16 protein-coding genes and 1 pseudogene are annotated in these 15,958 nt (G+C 73.2%); 10 read left to right on the top strand and 7 right to left on the bottom strand.

Going from position 1 to position 15,958, the window contains the following annotated elements:
• Positions 1–8: 8 nt before the first annotated feature.
• A complete protein-coding gene (locus ACIA8L_RS13985; protein WP_395904223.1) occupies positions 9–794 on the bottom strand; it encodes an SAM-dependent methyltransferase in 786 nt (261 codons plus the stop codon).
• A gap of 53 nt (positions 795–847) precedes the next feature.
• Between ACIA8L_RS13985 and ACIA8L_RS13980 the strand changes: the two genes are divergently transcribed.
• Together ACIA8L_RS13980 and ACIA8L_RS13975 are read left to right on the top strand one after the other, a co-directional pair.
• Positions 848–1,264, top strand: coding sequence for an MmcQ/YjbR family DNA-binding protein (locus ACIA8L_RS13980; RefSeq protein WP_395904095.1), 417 nt, complete (start codon positions 848–850; stop codon positions 1,262–1,264).
• Positions 1,265–1,319: 55 nt separating this feature from the next.
• Positions 1,320–4,112 carry a BTAD domain-containing putative transcriptional regulator gene (locus ACIA8L_RS13975; RefSeq protein WP_395904093.1) on the top strand — a complete coding sequence of 931 codons (2,793 nt, stop codon included), beginning with the start codon at positions 1,320–1,322 and terminating at the stop codon, positions 4,110–4,112.
• Here ACIA8L_RS13975 and ACIA8L_RS13970 read toward each other — a convergent pair.
• Positions 4,099–4,668, bottom strand: coding sequence for a TetR/AcrR family transcriptional regulator C-terminal domain-containing protein (locus ACIA8L_RS13970; RefSeq protein WP_395904091.1), 570 nt, complete (start codon positions 4,666–4,668; stop codon positions 4,099–4,101). The genes ACIA8L_RS13975 and ACIA8L_RS13970 overlap by 14 nt on opposite strands.
• Before the next feature lie 177 nt (positions 4,669–4,845).
• Here ACIA8L_RS13970 and ACIA8L_RS13965 point away from each other — a divergent pair, with 177 nt between their 5' ends.
• Positions 4,846–5,943, top strand: coding sequence for an FAD-dependent oxidoreductase (locus ACIA8L_RS13965; RefSeq protein WP_395904089.1), 1,098 nt, complete (start codon positions 4,846–4,848; stop codon positions 5,941–5,943).
• Here ACIA8L_RS13965 and ACIA8L_RS13960 read toward each other — a convergent pair.
• The gene (locus tag ACIA8L_RS13960; protein ID WP_395904087.1) at positions 5,933–7,150 is read right to left on the bottom strand and encodes an MFS transporter; all 1,218 of its coding nucleotides are present in this window, start codon (positions 7,148–7,150) and stop codon (positions 5,933–5,935) included. The two genes, ACIA8L_RS13965 and ACIA8L_RS13960, sit on opposite strands and share 11 nt — an antisense overlap.
• A 201-nt stretch (positions 7,151–7,351) precedes the next feature.
• On the opposite strand from ACIA8L_RS13960, the gene ACIA8L_RS13955 reads away from it, so the two are divergent.
• Entirely contained in the window at positions 7,352–9,121 is a 1,770-nt protein-coding gene (locus tag ACIA8L_RS13955; RefSeq protein ID WP_395904085.1) for a ricin-type beta-trefoil lectin domain protein, read from the top strand.
• A 43-nt stretch (positions 9,122–9,164) separates the two neighbouring features.
• Here the strand turns inward: ACIA8L_RS13955 and ACIA8L_RS13950 are convergent, their stop codons facing one another.
• Complete coding sequence (locus tag ACIA8L_RS13950) at positions 9,165–9,998, bottom strand: NAD-dependent epimerase/dehydratase family protein (RefSeq protein ID WP_395904083.1); 834 nt, start codon at positions 9,996–9,998, stop codon at positions 9,165–9,167.
• Positions 9,995–11,293 (bottom strand): enolase C-terminal domain-like protein, encoded by a 1,299-nt coding sequence (locus ACIA8L_RS13945; RefSeq protein ID WP_395904081.1) that lies wholly within the window; start codon positions 11,291–11,293, stop codon positions 9,995–9,997. The genes ACIA8L_RS13950 and ACIA8L_RS13945 overlap by 4 nt, the downstream gene beginning before the upstream one ends.
• Positions 11,294–11,324: 31 nt before the next feature.
• Here ACIA8L_RS13945 and ACIA8L_RS13940 point away from each other — a divergent pair, with 31 nt between their 5' ends.
• Positions 11,325–11,636, top strand: coding sequence for a DUF4240 domain-containing protein (locus ACIA8L_RS13940; RefSeq protein ID WP_395904079.1), 312 nt, complete (start codon positions 11,325–11,327; stop codon positions 11,634–11,636).
• A gap of 55 nt (positions 11,637–11,691) precedes the next feature.
• A complete protein-coding gene (locus ACIA8L_RS13935) occupies positions 11,692–12,501 on the top strand; it encodes a hypothetical protein (protein WP_395904077.1) in 810 nt (269 codons plus the stop codon).
• A gap of 65 nt (positions 12,502–12,566) precedes the next feature.
• On the opposite strand, the gene ACIA8L_RS13930 is transcribed toward ACIA8L_RS13935, so the two are convergent.
• Entirely contained in the window at positions 12,567–13,148 is a 582-nt protein-coding gene (locus ACIA8L_RS13930; protein ID WP_395904075.1) for an HD domain-containing protein, read from the bottom strand.
• A 57-nt stretch (positions 13,149–13,205) separates the two neighbouring features.
• Here ACIA8L_RS13930 and ACIA8L_RS13925 point away from each other — a divergent pair, with 57 nt between their 5' ends.
• From ACIA8L_RS13925 to ACIA8L_RS13910, 4 genes and pseudogenes are all read left to right on the top strand, one after another.
• Positions 13,206–13,556 carry an MmcQ/YjbR family DNA-binding protein gene (locus tag ACIA8L_RS13925; RefSeq protein ID WP_395904073.1) on the top strand — a complete coding sequence of 117 codons (351 nt, stop codon included), beginning with the start codon at positions 13,206–13,208 and terminating at the stop codon, positions 13,554–13,556.
• 37 nt (positions 13,557–13,593) lie between these two features.
• Positions 13,594–13,752, top strand: a pseudogene (locus tag ACIA8L_RS13920) (sigma factor); the annotation flags it as partial.
• A complete protein-coding gene (locus tag ACIA8L_RS13915) occupies positions 13,748–14,107 on the top strand; it encodes an RNA polymerase sigma factor (protein WP_395904071.1) in 360 nt (119 codons plus the stop codon). The pseudogene ACIA8L_RS13920 and the gene ACIA8L_RS13915, both read left to right, overlap by 5 nt.
• The gene (locus tag ACIA8L_RS13910; protein ID WP_395904069.1) at positions 14,091–15,374 is read left to right on the top strand and encodes a hypothetical protein; all 1,284 of its coding nucleotides are present in this window, start codon (positions 14,091–14,093) and stop codon (positions 15,372–15,374) included. The genes ACIA8L_RS13915 and ACIA8L_RS13910 overlap by 17 nt, the downstream gene beginning before the upstream one ends.
• Here ACIA8L_RS13910 and ACIA8L_RS13905 read toward each other — a convergent pair.
• The gene (locus ACIA8L_RS13905) at positions 15,349–15,930 is read right to left on the bottom strand and encodes a class I SAM-dependent methyltransferase (protein ID WP_395904067.1); all 582 of its coding nucleotides are present in this window, start codon (positions 15,928–15,930) and stop codon (positions 15,349–15,351) included. The two genes, ACIA8L_RS13910 and ACIA8L_RS13905, sit on opposite strands and share 26 nt — an antisense overlap.
• Positions 15,931–15,958: the final 28 nt, after the last annotated feature.

Below are 15,958 nucleotides of genomic sequence, written 5' to 3'. Positions count from 1 at the left end.
TCGCGAGGCTATCGGATGCGCGCGACCGCGCAGTCGGTGGCCGTCTCCGACTCGTCCGGCCGCGGCTGCGGGTCCGGCCCGGAGCGCCAGTGCGAGATCGACGTGATGCCCGGCTCGAGCACCTCGAGCCCGTCGAAGAACCCGGCGATCTCGGCGTGCGTGCGCAGGTAGACCGGGATCGCCCCGGTCCGGAACGCCTGCACCGCCTCGGGCGTCAGGAACTCCCCGGTGAAGTGCGACAACACCAGGTAACTGCCGGCCGGCAGCGCCTCCACCAGCCGCCGCACGATGCCGTGCGGGTCCTCCTCGTCGGCGATGAAGTGCAGGACCGCGATCAGCATCAGCCCGATCGGCCGGCTGAAGTCGAGGACCGTCGCCGCCTCCCGCAGGATCCGCTCCGGCGAGCGCACGTCGGCCTCGATGTAGTGCGTCGGCCCGGCACCGGGCGCGGCCGTCAGCAACGCCCGCGCGTGCACCATGACCAGCGGATCGTTGTCGACATACACGACACTCGACGCGGGCGCCAGCCGCTGCGCGACCTCGTGCGTGTTGTCGGCGGTCGGCAGCCCCGTCCCGATGTCGAGGAACTGCCGCACCCCGAGCTCCCCGGCCAGCAACGTCACCGCCCGCCGCAGGAAGTGCCGATTCTCGATGGCCGCGGTCCGGATCGACGGAAACAGCTGCACCACGGCATCCCCGGACGCCCGGTCAGCCGCGAAGTTGTCCTTGCCGCCGAGCCAGTAGTTGTATCGCCGAGCCGGATGCGGCACCGACGTATCGATCCGCCCCGCCATCTCCCGCGCATCCGCCACGCCGCTCAATGTACGCCCGGGAGTAGTGTCGCCATATGTCCGGTCCTGGCGACGTCCCGCCGGAGGTGCTCGAGCGACTCCGGCCGATCTGTGGACGACTGCCCGAGGCCTACGAGGAGCCGGCCTGGAACGGCCTGCGCTGGCGGGTGCGGACGAAGACGGTCGCACACGTTTACGTGCCGGATCCGAAGCGCTTCCCGGTGTACTCCGACCACGTCGTCAACGGCGAGCCGCCCACGGTGCTGACGTTCCGAGTGCCCGTCGACGACCTGCAAGGCCTGACCGCCGGCGGCCACCCGTACTTCCACGCCCCCTGGGGCCACAACGTGGCCGCGGCCGTCCTCGGCGACCACACCGACTGGACCGAAATCGCCGAACTGGTAACCGACAGCTACCGCGAACAGGCCCCCAAGTTCCTGGCCGCCCGCCTCCCGCTGCCTGGCCGCCGCTGAAGACGCTCTGGGAGCCGATAGTCTCGGGTCGCTCGCGGCGGGAGGGGGCGGCTCGATGCTGGTGAGGCTGCTCGGTCCGATCGACGTGGTGGTCGACGGGCGGCCGGCGCCGCTGCCGGGGGTGCGGCGGCGGACCGTGCTCGCGGTGCTCGCGCTGCGGGCCGGGGAGGTCGTCAGCACGGACCGGCTCATCGACGCGGTGTGGGGTGACCAACCGCCGTCGACGGCACTGAACACGTTGCAGCGCCACGTCTCGTACCTGCGCCAGGTGCTGGGCCACCGGGACGCGATCGTCGCGCGCGCCCCCGGCTACCTGCTCGTCCGCACCGGTGCGGTCACCGGCGGCGAGGCCACGGACGGCGAGGCCACCGGCGGCGAGATCACCGACGCGGAGGCCGCGCAGCGTCTGGTCGCCCTGGCCGAGGCTCAGGCCGACCCGAGTCGCCGGGCGGGGTATCTGCGTGACGCGCTCGCGCTGTGGCGCGGCCGGCCGCTCGCCGACGTCGCCGAGCGGCCGGGGCTGAGCGAGGAGGCCGAGCGGCTGGAGCAGCTGCGGCTGCACGCCACCCGCCTGTTGCTGGAGTGCCGGTTGGCGGTCGGGGAGCACGACGACGCCCGGCCCGAGCTGGCCCGGCTCGCCGCCGAGTATCCGTTCGACGAGCGACTCCACGCCCTGCTCATGCTCGCGCTCTACCGCGGCGGCCGACCGGGCGACGCGCTGGCCGTGGGGCGGCGCCTGCGGGCGGCCCTCGCCGACGAGCTGGGCCTCGATCCCGGGCCGGCGATACAGGACCTGGAGACCGCGATCCTCCGCCGGGATCCCGCCCTCGGTGTGACGCCGCCGCCGGTGCCGGCGCAACTGCCGCCCGCGCTGCCGATGTTCGCCGGCCGGAGCGGTGTGCTCGCCGAGCTCGACGGGCTGCTGGCCGCGATGGACACGACGGCGGTGGTGATCTCCGCGGTCTCCGGCATGGCCGGCGTCGGCAAGACCACCCTCGCCGTGTACTGGGCGCACCGGGTCGCGGACCGGTTCCCCGACGGGCAGCTCTACCTGAACCTGCGCGGCTTCGACCCGGACAGTCCGCCCATGACGTCCGCGGAGGTGCTGCGGCAGCTGCTCACCGCCGTCGGGGTGGCCGCATCCCGGATCGCGCCCGACCCCGACGCCCAGGCCGCCCAGTGGCGCGGCGAGATGAGCGGCCGGCGCATGCTCGTGCTGCTCGACAACGTCCGCGACACGGCCCAGGTCCGGCCGGTGCTGCCCGGCGGGCCCGGCACCCTGGTCCTGGTCACCGGCCGGGGCCCGCTCACCGGGCTCGCCGCCGCCGGTGCGCATCCGGTCGCGCTCGACCTGTTGACGCCCGACGAGGCCCGGGACCTGCTGGCCCGGCGGCTCGGCGCCGAGCGGGTGGCGAGCGAACCCCGGGCCGTCGACGAGATCATCGCCCGGTGTGCCCGGCTGCCGCTGGCCCTGGCCATTGTCGCCGCCCGGGCCGCCACCCGGCCGCACCTGCCGCTGGCCGCGCTCGTGCGGCAATTGCGCGCCGCGGAGGACCGGCTCGACGTGCTGAGCACCGACGACCCGCGCAGCGACATACGCGCCGTGTTCGCCTGTTCGTACGGCGCGCTGACCGCCCCGGCGCAGCGGCTGTTCCGGCTCCTCGGCCTGCATCCCGGCCCTGATGTCGCCGTCTCGGCGGCGGCCGGGCTGGCCGGGCTGCCCGTGGCCCGGACCCGGGCCCTGCTGGCCGAGCTGAGCCGGGCCAACCTCGTCGCCGAACCCGCCGCCGACCGGTACAGCCTGCACGACCTCGTGCGCGAGTACGCCGCCGAGCTGGCGCACGCCGCCGACCCGGACGACGACCGGCGCGCGGCCCAGCATCGCCTCCTCGACCACTACCTGCACACCGCGCACGCGGCCTCGGGACTGCTGTTTCGCCGGCTCTCGATCTCGCTCGGCCCGGCCCGGCCCGGCAGCCGCCCGCAGCGGCTCCCGGACGATCGGCAGGCGCTGTCCTGGTTCGCCGCCGAGCATCCGGTGCTGCTGGCCGCGATCGGCCACGCGGCCCGCACCGGGTTCGACGAGCACGCCTGGCGGCTGGCCTACTGCCTGTCCGCCTTCCTCGATCTGCGCGGGCACTGGCACGACTGGGCCGAGGCGCAGCAGACCGCGCTGGCCGCGGCCGGCCGCCTCGGCGATCCCGGCGCCCAGGCCCAGACGCTTCGCCAGCTGGCCGGCGCGCACACGCGGCTGGGTCGCTACGCCGAGGCGCACACCCACCTGACGCGGGCGCTGGAGCTGTTCGGCCGCGCCGGCGATCCCGGCGGCCAGGCCCAGACGCACCACAACCTGGGCATCCTGCTCGACAGCCAGGGCCGGCTCACCGAGTCGTTCGACCACGCCGGCCGGGCCCTCGCACTGTTTCGCGCCATCGGCTCCCGCAAGGGCGAGGCCGACGCGCTCAGCATGGTCGGCTGGCTGCACGCCGAGCGGGGCGAGTATCCGCCGGCGCTCGCGTGCTGCACGGCGGCCCTGCCGATGCACGTCGAGCTCGGCAACCGGCAGGGCGAGGCCGACACCTGGGACAGCCTGGGCTACACCCACCACCACACCGGCGACTACGCCGAAGCCGTGCACTGCTACGAACAGGGCCTCGCGGTGTGGCGGGATCTAGGCGACCGCTACAACGAGGCCGATCTGCTGGGCCGGCTCGGCGAAACCCTGCACGCGAGCGGCGACCCGGACGAGGCCGGGCGCGCCTGGCACCGGGCCCTGTCCATCCTGGAGAGCCTGGGCCACCCCGACGCCGCGGCGATACGCGCGAAGCTCGTGCTCATCGGAGGTTGAGGCCGTCCAGGATCGTGGTCAGGTTGTGGTGGAACGTGTCCTCGGCGCTGAGGTGGGCGCCTTCGTGCACGAGGCGGGCCATGGTCGGGTAGCGGCCCGTTTCGAGCATGCGGGTCAGATATGGGCCCAGGGCGGCCTGCCACGCTGACTCGTCGGTGCCGGTCGTGCGGGCGGTGCGGCGTTCGGTGATCTCCCGGCGGAGGGCGCCGACCAGGAAAGCGTTGAGGGCGCCCAGGGCCCGCTGGAGCTCGTCGATGCCGCCGATGGCGGGGGAGCGGCTGAGGGCGGCCGCGGTGGCCTCACCGACCGCCAGGGCGTTGGGGCCCAGGTGCGGTCGGGCGCCGAGGAGGTCGGCGAACCATTCGTGGGCCAGGGCGGCTTCGCGGGTGCGGTGGGCGATGGACAGTACCGTCGCGCGCCAATCAGGGCCGAGCGCGGCCTCGGCGATCTGGGCGTACACCGCGTCGACCATCAGGTCGAGCAGCTCCGAGCGGTTGGTGACGTAGTCGTAGAGGCGCATCGGGGCGATGCCCAGCTCCTTGGCGAGCTTACGCACCGACAAAGCCTCCAGGCCGTCGGCATCGGCCAGCCGGATGGCCGTGGCCGCGATTTTCGACCGATTCAGTGGTACCGGTGCCGCGCGCGACTGCGGTTCAGGGCGTTCCCAGACGGGCAGCGGTGCGCTACCGTACGGCGTATCCACAAAATACAGTGTACGGTAACGGAGGCGAAGATGCGAGTCGCGATCGCCGGGGGTGGCCTCGGCGGGTTGACGCTGGCCCGGGTCCTGCATCGGCACGGGATCGGCGCGGTCGTCTACGAGCGGGAGGACGGGCGGTCCGCGCGCTCGCAGGGCGGCCTGATCGACCTGCATCCGGAGTCCGGGCAGCGGGCCCTGGAGGCGGCCGGGCTCACCGCCGAGTTCCGGTCCGAGGCCCGGCCGGAGGGTGAGGAGCTGCGGATACTCGACCCGGCCGGGCGGACCCTCCTGCATCACCGGCCGGAGCCGGGGTCGTTCGCCGGGCGCCCCGAGATCGACCGCAGCGTGCTGCGCGACCTGCTGCTCGACTCGCTGCCCGGTGGCACGGTCGTGTGGGGGCAGCGGATCGTCGCCGTGACGCCGCGGGCCGGCGGCGGGTTCGGGCTGGCGTTCGAGAACGGCTACAGCGTCGGCTGCGACGTGCTCATCGGCGCGGACGGGGCGCGGTCGGTGGTCCGGCCGCTGCTGACGGCGGCGGCGCTGGCCCCGGTCGGCATCCTGGCCGAGTACACCCTCGACGACGTCGAGCGCCGCCACCCGGAGCTGGCCGACCTGGTCGGCCCGGGCAACCTGTGGTGCCTCGGTTCGAGGCGGATCCTGGCCGCGCAGCGGCAGGGCGGCGGGCGGGTCCGGGTCGGGGTGTCGCTGCCGGCGGACGGTCACGACATCGAGGCGTACCGCAGCCGGCGGGCGCTGCTGGAGCTGTTCGACGGCTGGGACCCGCGGCTCACCGCGCTCCTCGAGGCCGGTGCCGGAGCGCCCGTCGTGCGGCGGATCGAGGCGATGCCGGCCGATACCCGCTGGGAGCACCGGGCCGGCGTCACCCTCATCGGCGACGCCGCGCACCTGATGCCACCCGTCGGCGAGGGCGCGAACCAGGCCATGCTCGACGGCGCCGAGCTCGCCGCGGCCATCGTCGCGAACCGCGCCGATCCCGATGCGGCGCTGCGGGCCTATGAGGAGGCCATGTTCGCCAGGATCCACCCGATCGCCGCGATGTCGGCCCGAGTACAAGCGATGATGCTGTCCCCGACGGCGGCCGACGACATCATCCGGTTCTTCACGGGGTGAGGGCCGGGAAGTCGCGTCGCGTGCGGGCCTCCGTGGCGAGGAGCGGCAGCGGGGCGGCCACGTAGACGGCGGCGAGCGTCCACATCGCCGCGCGCAGGCCGAGGGTCGAGGCCAGGAAGCCGGCGGTGGCCGCGCCCAGCGGGACGCTGCCGAAGACGAAGATCCGGGAGGCGGCGGTGACCCGGCCGAGCAGGTGGGCGGGGACGAAGGTGCCGCGGAACGTCACCGTCATCACGCCGGCGAGGGTCGCCCCGGCCAGCGTCACGAAGGAGCCGGCCGCGAACAGGGCCAGGCGCCAGCCCGGGCCGCCGAGCGGCAGCAGCAGCACGAACGGGGCCGTCGCGATGCTCGCGAGGAGATAGGTGCGGGCGCTGCCGAAGCGCCGGGACGCGCGCGTGGCGACGGTGGCACCGAGGATGGCGCCGACACTGCCCACGCCGATGACGATGCCGGCGGTACCGGGTGCGACCCCCTCGGCCCGCACGAGAAACACGACGCGCAGGGCGGTGAGGCCCAGCATCGCGAAGTTGGTCACGGTGGCCACGACCAGCATCGCCTGCAGCAGGCGGCCCTGCCAGATGAACCGGAGCCCGGCGGCGATCTGGCCGGGCATGCCGGGCCGGTCGCCGGGGACGGGGCGCGGCTCCGGCGCCGGCCGCAGGCGCAGCAGGCAGGCCGCGGACACCAGGAACGTGACGGCGTCGATGAGAATGCCGCTGACCGGGCCGGCCGCCTGGGCCAGCAGGCCGCCCACGCCCGGGCCGGCCACCAGGGCGATGGAGCTGCTGGTCTGCAGCTTCGCGTTGCCTTCCATGAGGTCGGCGGCGCCGACGAGGTGCGGCAGGAACGCGTTGAACGCCACGCTGGTGAAGACCCCGGCGGCCCCGGCGAGCAGGGCGGCCGCGACCAGCATGGGCATCGTGAGGACGCCGGTCCAGGCCGCGACCGGGATGACGGTGAGCACCGCGGCCGAGGCGAGATCGGCGATCAGCAGCGTGCGGCGGCGCGGCCAGCGGTCGACCCAGACCCCGGCCGGCAGCCCGATCAGCAGCCACGGCAGCCAGGTCGCCGCGGTGAGCAGGGCGACCAGGGCGGGGCCGGCGTGCAGGGTCAGGATGGCCACCAGCGGCAGCGCGACCGACGTCATCGCCGAGCCGACGGCGCTGGTGGACTGCCCGATCCAGAGCAGGTTGAAGTCCCGGGTCACGCCCTGAGCCGATCACACGCCGGGCGGTCGGCGCCCACCATTTACCGCGGTGCGATCAGTCAACAAAGTTAAACAATTCACTGTTGGACATTGTTCGATGGCTTTGAGCTGGGACACACTGGGCCTTCCTGACCCGTCCGCCAGCGGGAGACGCTCATGTTTCGATTCCAGTTCAGGCCCCGGAGGAAGGTGCTCGCCATCGTGGCGGGGGCCCTGCTCGTCGTCGGCATCGGCACCGTGCCCGCCTGGGCCCAGCAGCAGCGCCAAGGGCCGCCGGACCCGACGATTCCGGCCAATGACAGCGCGCGTGGACTCGTGTACGACGGGTTCAAGGTCGGCACCGGGCGCTGCAAGGGCCTGTTCGAGGTCAAGAACGTCCCCGGGGCCTGCACGCACGGGCCCGACGCGTCATTCGCCGGGACCGATGTCGCCAAGTCCGTCGCACCGCTCGGTGCACTCGCGGCCGCACCCCTGAGCGTGGTCTGCGACGGCGACGGGCAGTCCGGCAACCGCGTGCAGGTCCTGTACGTCCATGGATCGGGCAACGCGGACCGGTACACCCAATATCTCGGCTCCATCCGGACCTGGACCCAAGGCGTGGACGACATCTACAGCGCCAGCGCGGCCCAGACCGGGGGCTCCCGGCACATCCGGTTCGTGACCGACGGTGGCTGCAACATCTCCGTCACCGACGTGGCCATCGACAACGGGTCGCTGAGCGACTTCGGCAACTCGGTGAACGCGATCAAGGCACAGGGGTACAACCGGGCCGATCGTAAATATCTCATGTACGTCGACGCGACGGCGTTGTGCGGCGTCGCGTACGTGACGCTCGATGACCGGCCGGGGCAGGACAACGCCAACAACTCCGGTGCCAGCTTCAGCCGGGTCGACTCCGGGTGCTGGGGCTCCGGGCCGGCGGCGCACGAGCTCACGCACGCGATGGGCGCGGTGATGAGCAGCTCGCCGAACCACACCGCGTACGGGCACTGCACGGACGACTACGACATCATGTGTTACAACGACGGTCCCGGCACCGTCATGCGCATCGTCTGCGGTGACCAGGCGCAGGACAACCGCCTGGACTGCAACAAGGACGACTACTTCAACACCAGCCCGCCGGCCGGCTCATACCTGGCCACGCACTGGAACACCGCCAACAACCGGTTCCTCATCACCGGCGGCGGCAGCGCACCGGCCGGCGGCGCGACGATAACCGGCCCGGGCGGCAAGTGCGTCGACGTGAGCGGCGACGACACCGGCGGCAACGGCACCGCGGTGCAACTCTGGGACTGCCAGTCCGGCGCCGTCGACCAGCGCTGGACGCACAACGCGAACGGCTCGCTGTCGACGCTCGGCCGCTGCCTCGACATCAACGGCAACGGCACCGCCAACGGCACCCAGGTCGAGCTGTGGGACTGCAACGGCGTCGGCGGCCAGCAGTTCATCCAGCAGGCCGACGGCTCGCTGCGCAACCCGCAGTCCGGCCGCTGCCTCGACTCGCCGAACGGGGCGACCGGCAACGGCACGCGACTGCAGATCTGGGACTGCAACGGCTCCGCGGCCCAGAAGTTCGCCGTCAACGGCGGCGGCACCATCAACGGCCCGGGCGGCAGGTGCGTCGACGTGAGCGGCGACGACACCGGCAGCAACGGCACCGCCGTACAACTCTGGGACTGCCAGTCCGGTGCGGTGGACCAGCGGTGGTACCACAACACGAACACCTCGCTCCGCACGCTGAACCGCTGCCTGGACATCATCGGCAACGGCACCGCGAACGGGACGCAGGTCGAACTCTGGGACTGCAACGGCGTCGGCGGCCAGGCCTGGGTCCAGCAGGCCGACGGCTCGCTGCGCAACCCGCAGTCGGGCCGCTGCCTGGACTCCCCGAACGGGGCGACCGGCAACGGCACGCGACTGCAGATCTGGGACTGCAACGGCTCGGCCGCGCAGAAGTTCGCGCTCACCTGACGTCCGGTGGATGGCCGCCCCCGACCCGGGCGGCCATCGAACGTCACAGTGTCCAGCGGGCCTGGAAGCCGAGCAGGCGTTCGATGGCGGCGGTGTTGATCGGGGTCTGGCGGCCGGGGATGTCGGCGCGGATCTCGCACGACGGGTGGTGGGCCCGGATGAGGTCCATTGTGGACTGGTCGGCCAGGGTGAGCGGGGCGGCCAGCAGGAGCGGGTGGAAGCCGGTCAGCGGGCGGGTCAGCGCGCGCCACACCGCCTCGGCGGCGTCGTCCACGTGCAGGTATGACCACGAGTCGGGGGCCATTGCGGCCGGGTCCCGGCGGGTCGCCTCGGCGGTCCGGGCGAGCTGGTCGGCGCCGGCCGTGTAGGGGAACCGCAGCGCGACGATGTCCATGCCGTAGCGGCGGTGCATCATGGCGGCGGTGGCCTCGTCGGCCTGTTTGGACAGTGAGTACGGGTCCTCGATCTGGAACGGCGTCTGCTCGTCGATGGGGTAGTACGCCGGGTGCAGCACCCGCGGCGCGAAGCGCAGGCCCAGGATCGAGTAGCTGCTGGCGATGACCGCGCGGCGGACGCCGGCCCGGGCGCACTCCTCCAGGACGTTGAACGTCGCGCGGGTGTTGCCGGCGAAGACGTCGATCGGGGTGCCCAGCGTCGGGGCGGGGATCGCCGCCAGGTGGACGACGGCGTCGACGCCGTCGCCGATCGCTCGGCGCACGACGTCCGGGTCGCCGGCATCGCCCACGACCGTGAACCGGTCGGTTGCCGCGTCGGCCTCAGTCAGTACCAACGCGGCAATTGACGCTTTTTCCACCGCCAGCCGGGCGGACACGGCGCGGCCGATGTTGCCGCTCGCGCCCGTGACGAGGACTCTCACGGTGCCTCCAGCGCGCCGTCGGGGCGGCGGACCACGGCGGCCCAGCGGTCGAAGAGGAACTTGGTCGGGGGGTACTTCGCGGCCTCGCGCTCGTCCAGGTCGACGCCGAGCCCCGGTCGGTCGGAGGGGTTCATGTAGCCGCTGACGACGTCCGGGCAGCCGGGGAAGACCTCGTGGGTGGCCTCGTTGTACTCGTGCGACTCCTGAAACCCGAACGCCGGGCTCGACACATCGACGGCGAGGTTGGCCGCGACCCCGACCGGCGAGACGTCGGCGGGGGAGTGGAACGCGGTGCGCACGCCGCAGAGCTCGGCCAGGGCGGCCAGCTTCCGGGTCGGGGTGAGGCCGCCGATCGCGGACGTGTGCAGGCGGATCAGGTCGACGCCACCGTCGCGGATGAGCCGGGCCGCGTCCGGCACCGAGCCGAGCTGCTCACCGACGGCGAGGGGCACCGGTGACGCCGCCCGCACCTCGGGGAGCCGGTCGTAGTGCTCGGGCGGGATGACGTCCTCGAGGAACGACAGCCCGTAGGGCTCCAGTGACCGGGCGAGCACGATCGCCTGCTTGGGCGTGAGCCGGCTGTGCACGTCATGCATGAGGTTGAGCTCGAAGCCGAACCGCTCCCGCGCGGCCGCGAACAGCGACGGGCAGCCGCGCAGGTATCGCTCCGGGTCCCAGCCGTCCGGGTTGGGCGATCCGGGGTAGTGCCCGCCCGTCCCGGCCGCGCCGTAGCTCCCGAGGCCGGGCTCGGCCCGCTGCAGCCGGATGCACCGATAGCCCTGCGCGATGAGCCGTTCAGCTTCGAGCAACACTGCTTCGGTGGTACTGCCTGATGCGTGCGTGTACACCTCGACGCCCCCGCGCACCCGTCCGCCCAGCAGCTCGTAGACGGGCAGCCCGGCGCGCTTGCCGGCGATGTCCCACAGCGCCTGGTCCAGGCCCGAGAGAGCGTTGTTGAGCACGGGTCCGTTGCGCCAGTACGACGAGAAGTGCACGGTCCGCGTGATGTCCTCGATGTCGGCCGGATGCCGCCCGACCGCGAGGGGCCCGACGTGCTCGGCGACCGCCGCCGCCACCGCCGCGTAACGCTGCGTGAACGTGGCGCACCCCAGCCCGTACAACCCCGGCTCGCTCGTCTCGACCTTCACCACGACCAGCGGCAGCCCCTCGGGCGCCGTGACGATGGGCCGGACCGCGGTGATGCGCAGTTTGTCCCGCGCCGGCCACGGCGGCCGCGCCTCGGGCAGCCCACCGTCGGCGTCCAGCAGCGCATTGGGGTCGTGCGGAGTAGTCACGCTCGGCACTGTAGCTCGTACACTGCCGGGCGTGGAGAACGCGCGGTGGTGGCACATCCGCGACTTCCGGGCCGGCCTCGTGCTGCAGGGCCGGGCCGCGTTCTCGGCCGCCGTCGACGACGCGGACTCCCTGGCCGACCTGCCGGTGGTGCGGCGGATGGCCGACGGCGCGGGCTGGCTCGGCTGCGAGGCCCTGCTCTACGCCCCGCGGACCGCATACCGACAGGTCACCGGCGACGTCGACGCGTTCGACACGGCGATGGCGCCGTACGCGCGGCCGCCCGCGCCACCCCGCGGTGAGCCGAGGGATCTGCCCCGGCTGACCGCGATGTTCCCGGATTGACCCGACTGTCTATCCTCGCCGGGGGCGACACGAGGTCGCTCACGGGAGGAACGACATGAAGTCCAGCAGAAGTGCGCTTCTCGCCGTCGTGCTGAGCGGCGCACTGGCCGTCACCGCGGCCTGCGGCGACAAGAAGGACGAGGGCACCGCGGCGCCCGGGGCCGCGACGTCGGCCACCACCGCGGCGGCACCCTCGCCGACCGCGGACGCGAAGGCCGAACTGACCGCCGCGTTCACGAAGAACGCCGGCGTCAGCATCACCTACACGGCCACGACCGACACGGCCGGCGCGGGCGGCTCCAAGCTCACCGGCAAGGCCGACCCGGCCCAGAAGGCGACCAGCGGCACGATGACCCTCACCGCGGCCGGCCAGACCATCAACGCCGAGGTCATCGTCGTGAACACCGACGTCTACCTGAAGATGGCGCTGCCGCTGCCGGGCGTCGACCCGAAGAAGTGGATGTACATCGACGGCACGAAGACGACGCTGAGCAAGCTCGGGCTCGGCAGCCCCGACGACCCGACGGGCATCAAGGGCTTCGCCGACACGCTGGCGACCGTCGAGAAGACCGGCCCGGGCGCGTACAAGGGCACGATCGACGCGACCAAGCGCAACCTGCCGGCGTTCAGCACCCAGGTGCTGCAGTCGATGGGCGACGCCGCGAAGGCGGTGCCGTTCGAGGCGACGGTCGGCGCGGACGGCTACCTGACCGGCCTGACCATCAAGATGCCGGCCGCGGGCCAGGTCCCGGCCACCACCACGACGCAGACGTTCTCCGACTTCGGCAAGCCGGTCACCATCACCAAGCCGGCCCAGAGCGAGACCCAGCCGGCCCCGGCGGCCCTGCTGGCCCAGTTCGCGTAGTTCCTGGATTTCGGCGGGATTGTCTTTGGTTTCGCTGGCCCGTCACCGCGCGCCGCGGTGGCGGGTCAGGCCGCGTCCAGGGGGTTGGCGGCGATGCGGGTGGCGAGGTCGTTGCGGATCGACGCCGCGGCGGCGCAGGCGGGCTTGCGGGTCGCCTGTTGCTCGAAGTACCCCAGAAAATCCGTGGGGAAGTCCAGCCGGGGGTAGCGGCGCAGGGTCGCGGCCCGCGTGTCCGGCGGGAACTCCTCCGGCCGCCGCCCGGTGATCTCCCAGGCCGTGGCCACCTGCAGGACGTGGGCCTCCGGGTCCGCGGCCGCGGCCACGTCGGCCCGCATGTGCAGCACGATGATCTCGGCGGCGCGGGCGGCCCGGGGCCGTGGCCAGCCGGCGGCCAGGGCGAAGACGCGGGCCAGCTCGCCGCCGGCCGTCTCGAACGCCATGGTGTGGCTGTCGAACGGCTCGGTCAGGGCGATATCGTGCAGCAGCGCGGCGACGCTCAGCAGTTCGGCGTCGCACGGGATGGCGTGCGCGGTGCTGTACATGGCGGCCCACTCGCACGTCCGCCGGACATGGTTGCGCAGGGCTGGGGTGTAGTAGCGGTCCGCCACGGTCAGCGCGGCGGCGACCGCGGGAGTGTCCGGCTGCACACCGCTAGACTCCGCGTCGGTACCGCACCGCGGATCGCCCTCGGGAGGTGAAACGGCATGGTCGGGGTCGAGGACATCCGCGCGATCGCGTCGACGCTGCCCCGCGCCTATGAGGTGGTCGTGCGCGACCGCATCAAGTGGCGGGTCGGGGCGATCGTGTTCGTCGCGCTGTCCAGAGACGAGACAAGCATGGGTTTCGGGTACCCGAAAGAGGCCCGGGCCGCGCTCGTGGACGCTGAACCGGACAAGTTCTTCCTGCCGCCGGCCGGGGACCTGCGCTACCAGTGGGTGTGCGCGTGGCTGGCCGCGCTGACCGTCGAGGAGCTGGAGGAGCTGGTCGTCGACGCCTGGATCATGACCGTGCCGAAGAAGGTGTGGACGCCCTATCTGGAAACGCATCGACGGTAGAAACTTCCCGCCGACCCGGTGCGTGTTTCCTGGTGTGATGACGGCCGAGATGTTCGACGCGTTCTACCGCGGCACGGTGCCGCGGCTGACGCGATATGCCTTCGGGCTCACCGGCGATGCGGGTGAGGCCCAGGACCTGGTCCAGGAGGCATACACCCGGGCGTGGCAGCACTGGCGCCGGGTCAGCGCGTATGAGGACATCGAGGCCTGGCTGCGCCTCGTCATCAGCCGCCTGGTCAAGGACCGCTGGCGCCGGCTGCTGGTCCGCCGGGCGGCCGCCGCCGGCGCCCCGCCCGTGCCGCCCGTCCCGCCCCCCGTCGGAGGAGACGGTCCTGCTGGTCGCCGCGCTGCGGAGGCTGCCGTTCGAGCAGCGCCAGGCCGTCGTGCTGTACCACCTGCTGGACCGCTCGCTGGCCGACATCGCCGCCGAGACGGGCGCCAACCTCAACACCGTCAAGACCCGCCTGACCCGCGGCCGCACGGCCCTGGCCACGCTGCTCACCCTGGACACCGCGACCGATGCCGGGGGTACCCATGTCCGCGGAGTTTGAGTCCCTCTTCGTCGCCCTCCGCGACGACGCCGACACGCTGCCCGCCGCGCCCCCGGCCGCCGTCCGCCACCGGGCCGACCGCCGCCGACGCCGCAACACGGTCCTCGCCACCGCCACCGTGTTCGCCGCCGTCGCCGCCGTGGTGCTCGCCCTCGGCTTCGGCCTGCCCCGCGGTGGCCCGCCCGCCGACCCGGCCACCCCGCCGCCGACCCCGGCCGAGAGTGACCCGCCGCCGAAGTTCCAGCCCCTGACCCCCGTGCCGACCCACATCAGCTACGGCACCGCGGCGCCGCCGATGTCGGGCACGGCCACGACCATCGGCGACCGGGCGTTCCTGTGCTGGCAAGGCGAAGGGGGCCGGACCACGGTCGCCGCGATCGACCTGCCCACCGGGGCCACCGCCTGGGGCCCGATCGAACTGGCCACGTCCGCCGACTACGGCGCGGTCTACTACCACCCGGGCTACGTGCTGGTGATGAGCCGCGACGACAACGGCATGAACCCCGCCGCCCCGAACCGCGCCGCGCTCGGCCCCGTGCCGCTGGCGACGGACCAGTTCGTGCAGGTCACCGCCGACGGCACGGCCGTCCTGCGGGACCTGGCCACCGGCGTCGAGAAGGCCCGCCGTCCGGGCGCCGACAAACCCGGAACCGAGGGCATCATCAGCGCGGCCGCGGTCGACGGCACCTTCTACGCGATCGACCACACGACGCTCGACCGGATCCGCGCCACCAGCCTGACCGATACGACCGGCACCACGGACACGTACCGGACCAAGGTCGGCAGCGGCCTCTCCGGCCTGGTCGCGTGCGGCCCGGCCCTGGTCTGCTTCATCGAGGGCAACGGCGACGAGCGGCGGCTCATCGGCCTCGACCCCCGCCGCCGGCAGGTGGTCTGGCAGCTGGACGGCACAGTCAGCGCCGTGCAGACCGTCGGCGACCGGGTCCTCGCCCGGCTCCCGGTCAGCGTCGTCGAAGAGCACAGCGCGATCGTCGACGCTTCGGGCCGCGAACTCCTGCCGGCGCCCGCCCAAGCCGGGAAGGTCATGTGGGTCACCGGCCAGTCGGCCCTGCTGTTCACCGCCGACCCGCACAACACCCCGAAGCCGGGCGGCGGCCAGGACCCGGACCTGTTCGGCCTCAACCCCCTCGACGGCGACCCGGTGCCCCTGGGGACCGTCGGCACGGTCACCGGCTGTGCCACCAGCCGCACGCACCTGGCCTGCATCGGGACGACCGGCGTCAAGGTGTGGCGGTTCGCGACGTGACCAGGTAGCGCTCGTCGCCGATCGGTCCGCCCCACAGCGCGGGATCGTCGAGGCGGCGCACCCGGCCGTCCGGGACGAGCGCGGCACACTCGGCCGCGCTCAGCCCGGCCCCGGTCGACCAGCGTCCCTCGACGAGCACGAGCAGGCCGTGCGGGCCCCGGAGCAGGTCGATCCAGCGCGCGACGGCCGCGGCCGGCCGCCGCACCGCCCACAGGACATGACGAACCAGCACCACGTCGAACGAGCCGCCCGCGAACGGTGGCCGTTCGACGTCCCCCCGCACCAGCGGCACCACCACCCCGTGCGCCGCGGCCTTCCGCCGGGCCCGGTCGAGCATCCCCGCCGACGAGTCCAGGCCGACAGCCCGGTGGCCAAGCCCGGCCGCGAGGACGGTCAGGCTGCCAGTGCCACAGCCGAGGTCGGCGACCGTCACCGGCGCCGCCGGCAGCACCGACACCAGCAGCGCCGACCACGCGGCCCGGACGGCGGGCGAGCGCAGCCCATGATCCGGCTCGTCGTCGAACGTGTCGGCCGCGGCATCCCACTCGTTCGTCACGGTGGCAGCGTAACGGGGCCCGCGCACT

The sequence above is a fragment of the Dactylosporangium sp. NPDC051541 genome (assembly GCF_044454505.1).
Lineage (GTDB): Bacteria > Actinomycetota > Actinomycetes > Mycobacteriales > Micromonosporaceae > Dactylosporangium.
This window is presented reverse-complemented; position numbering and strand designations above follow the sequence as displayed.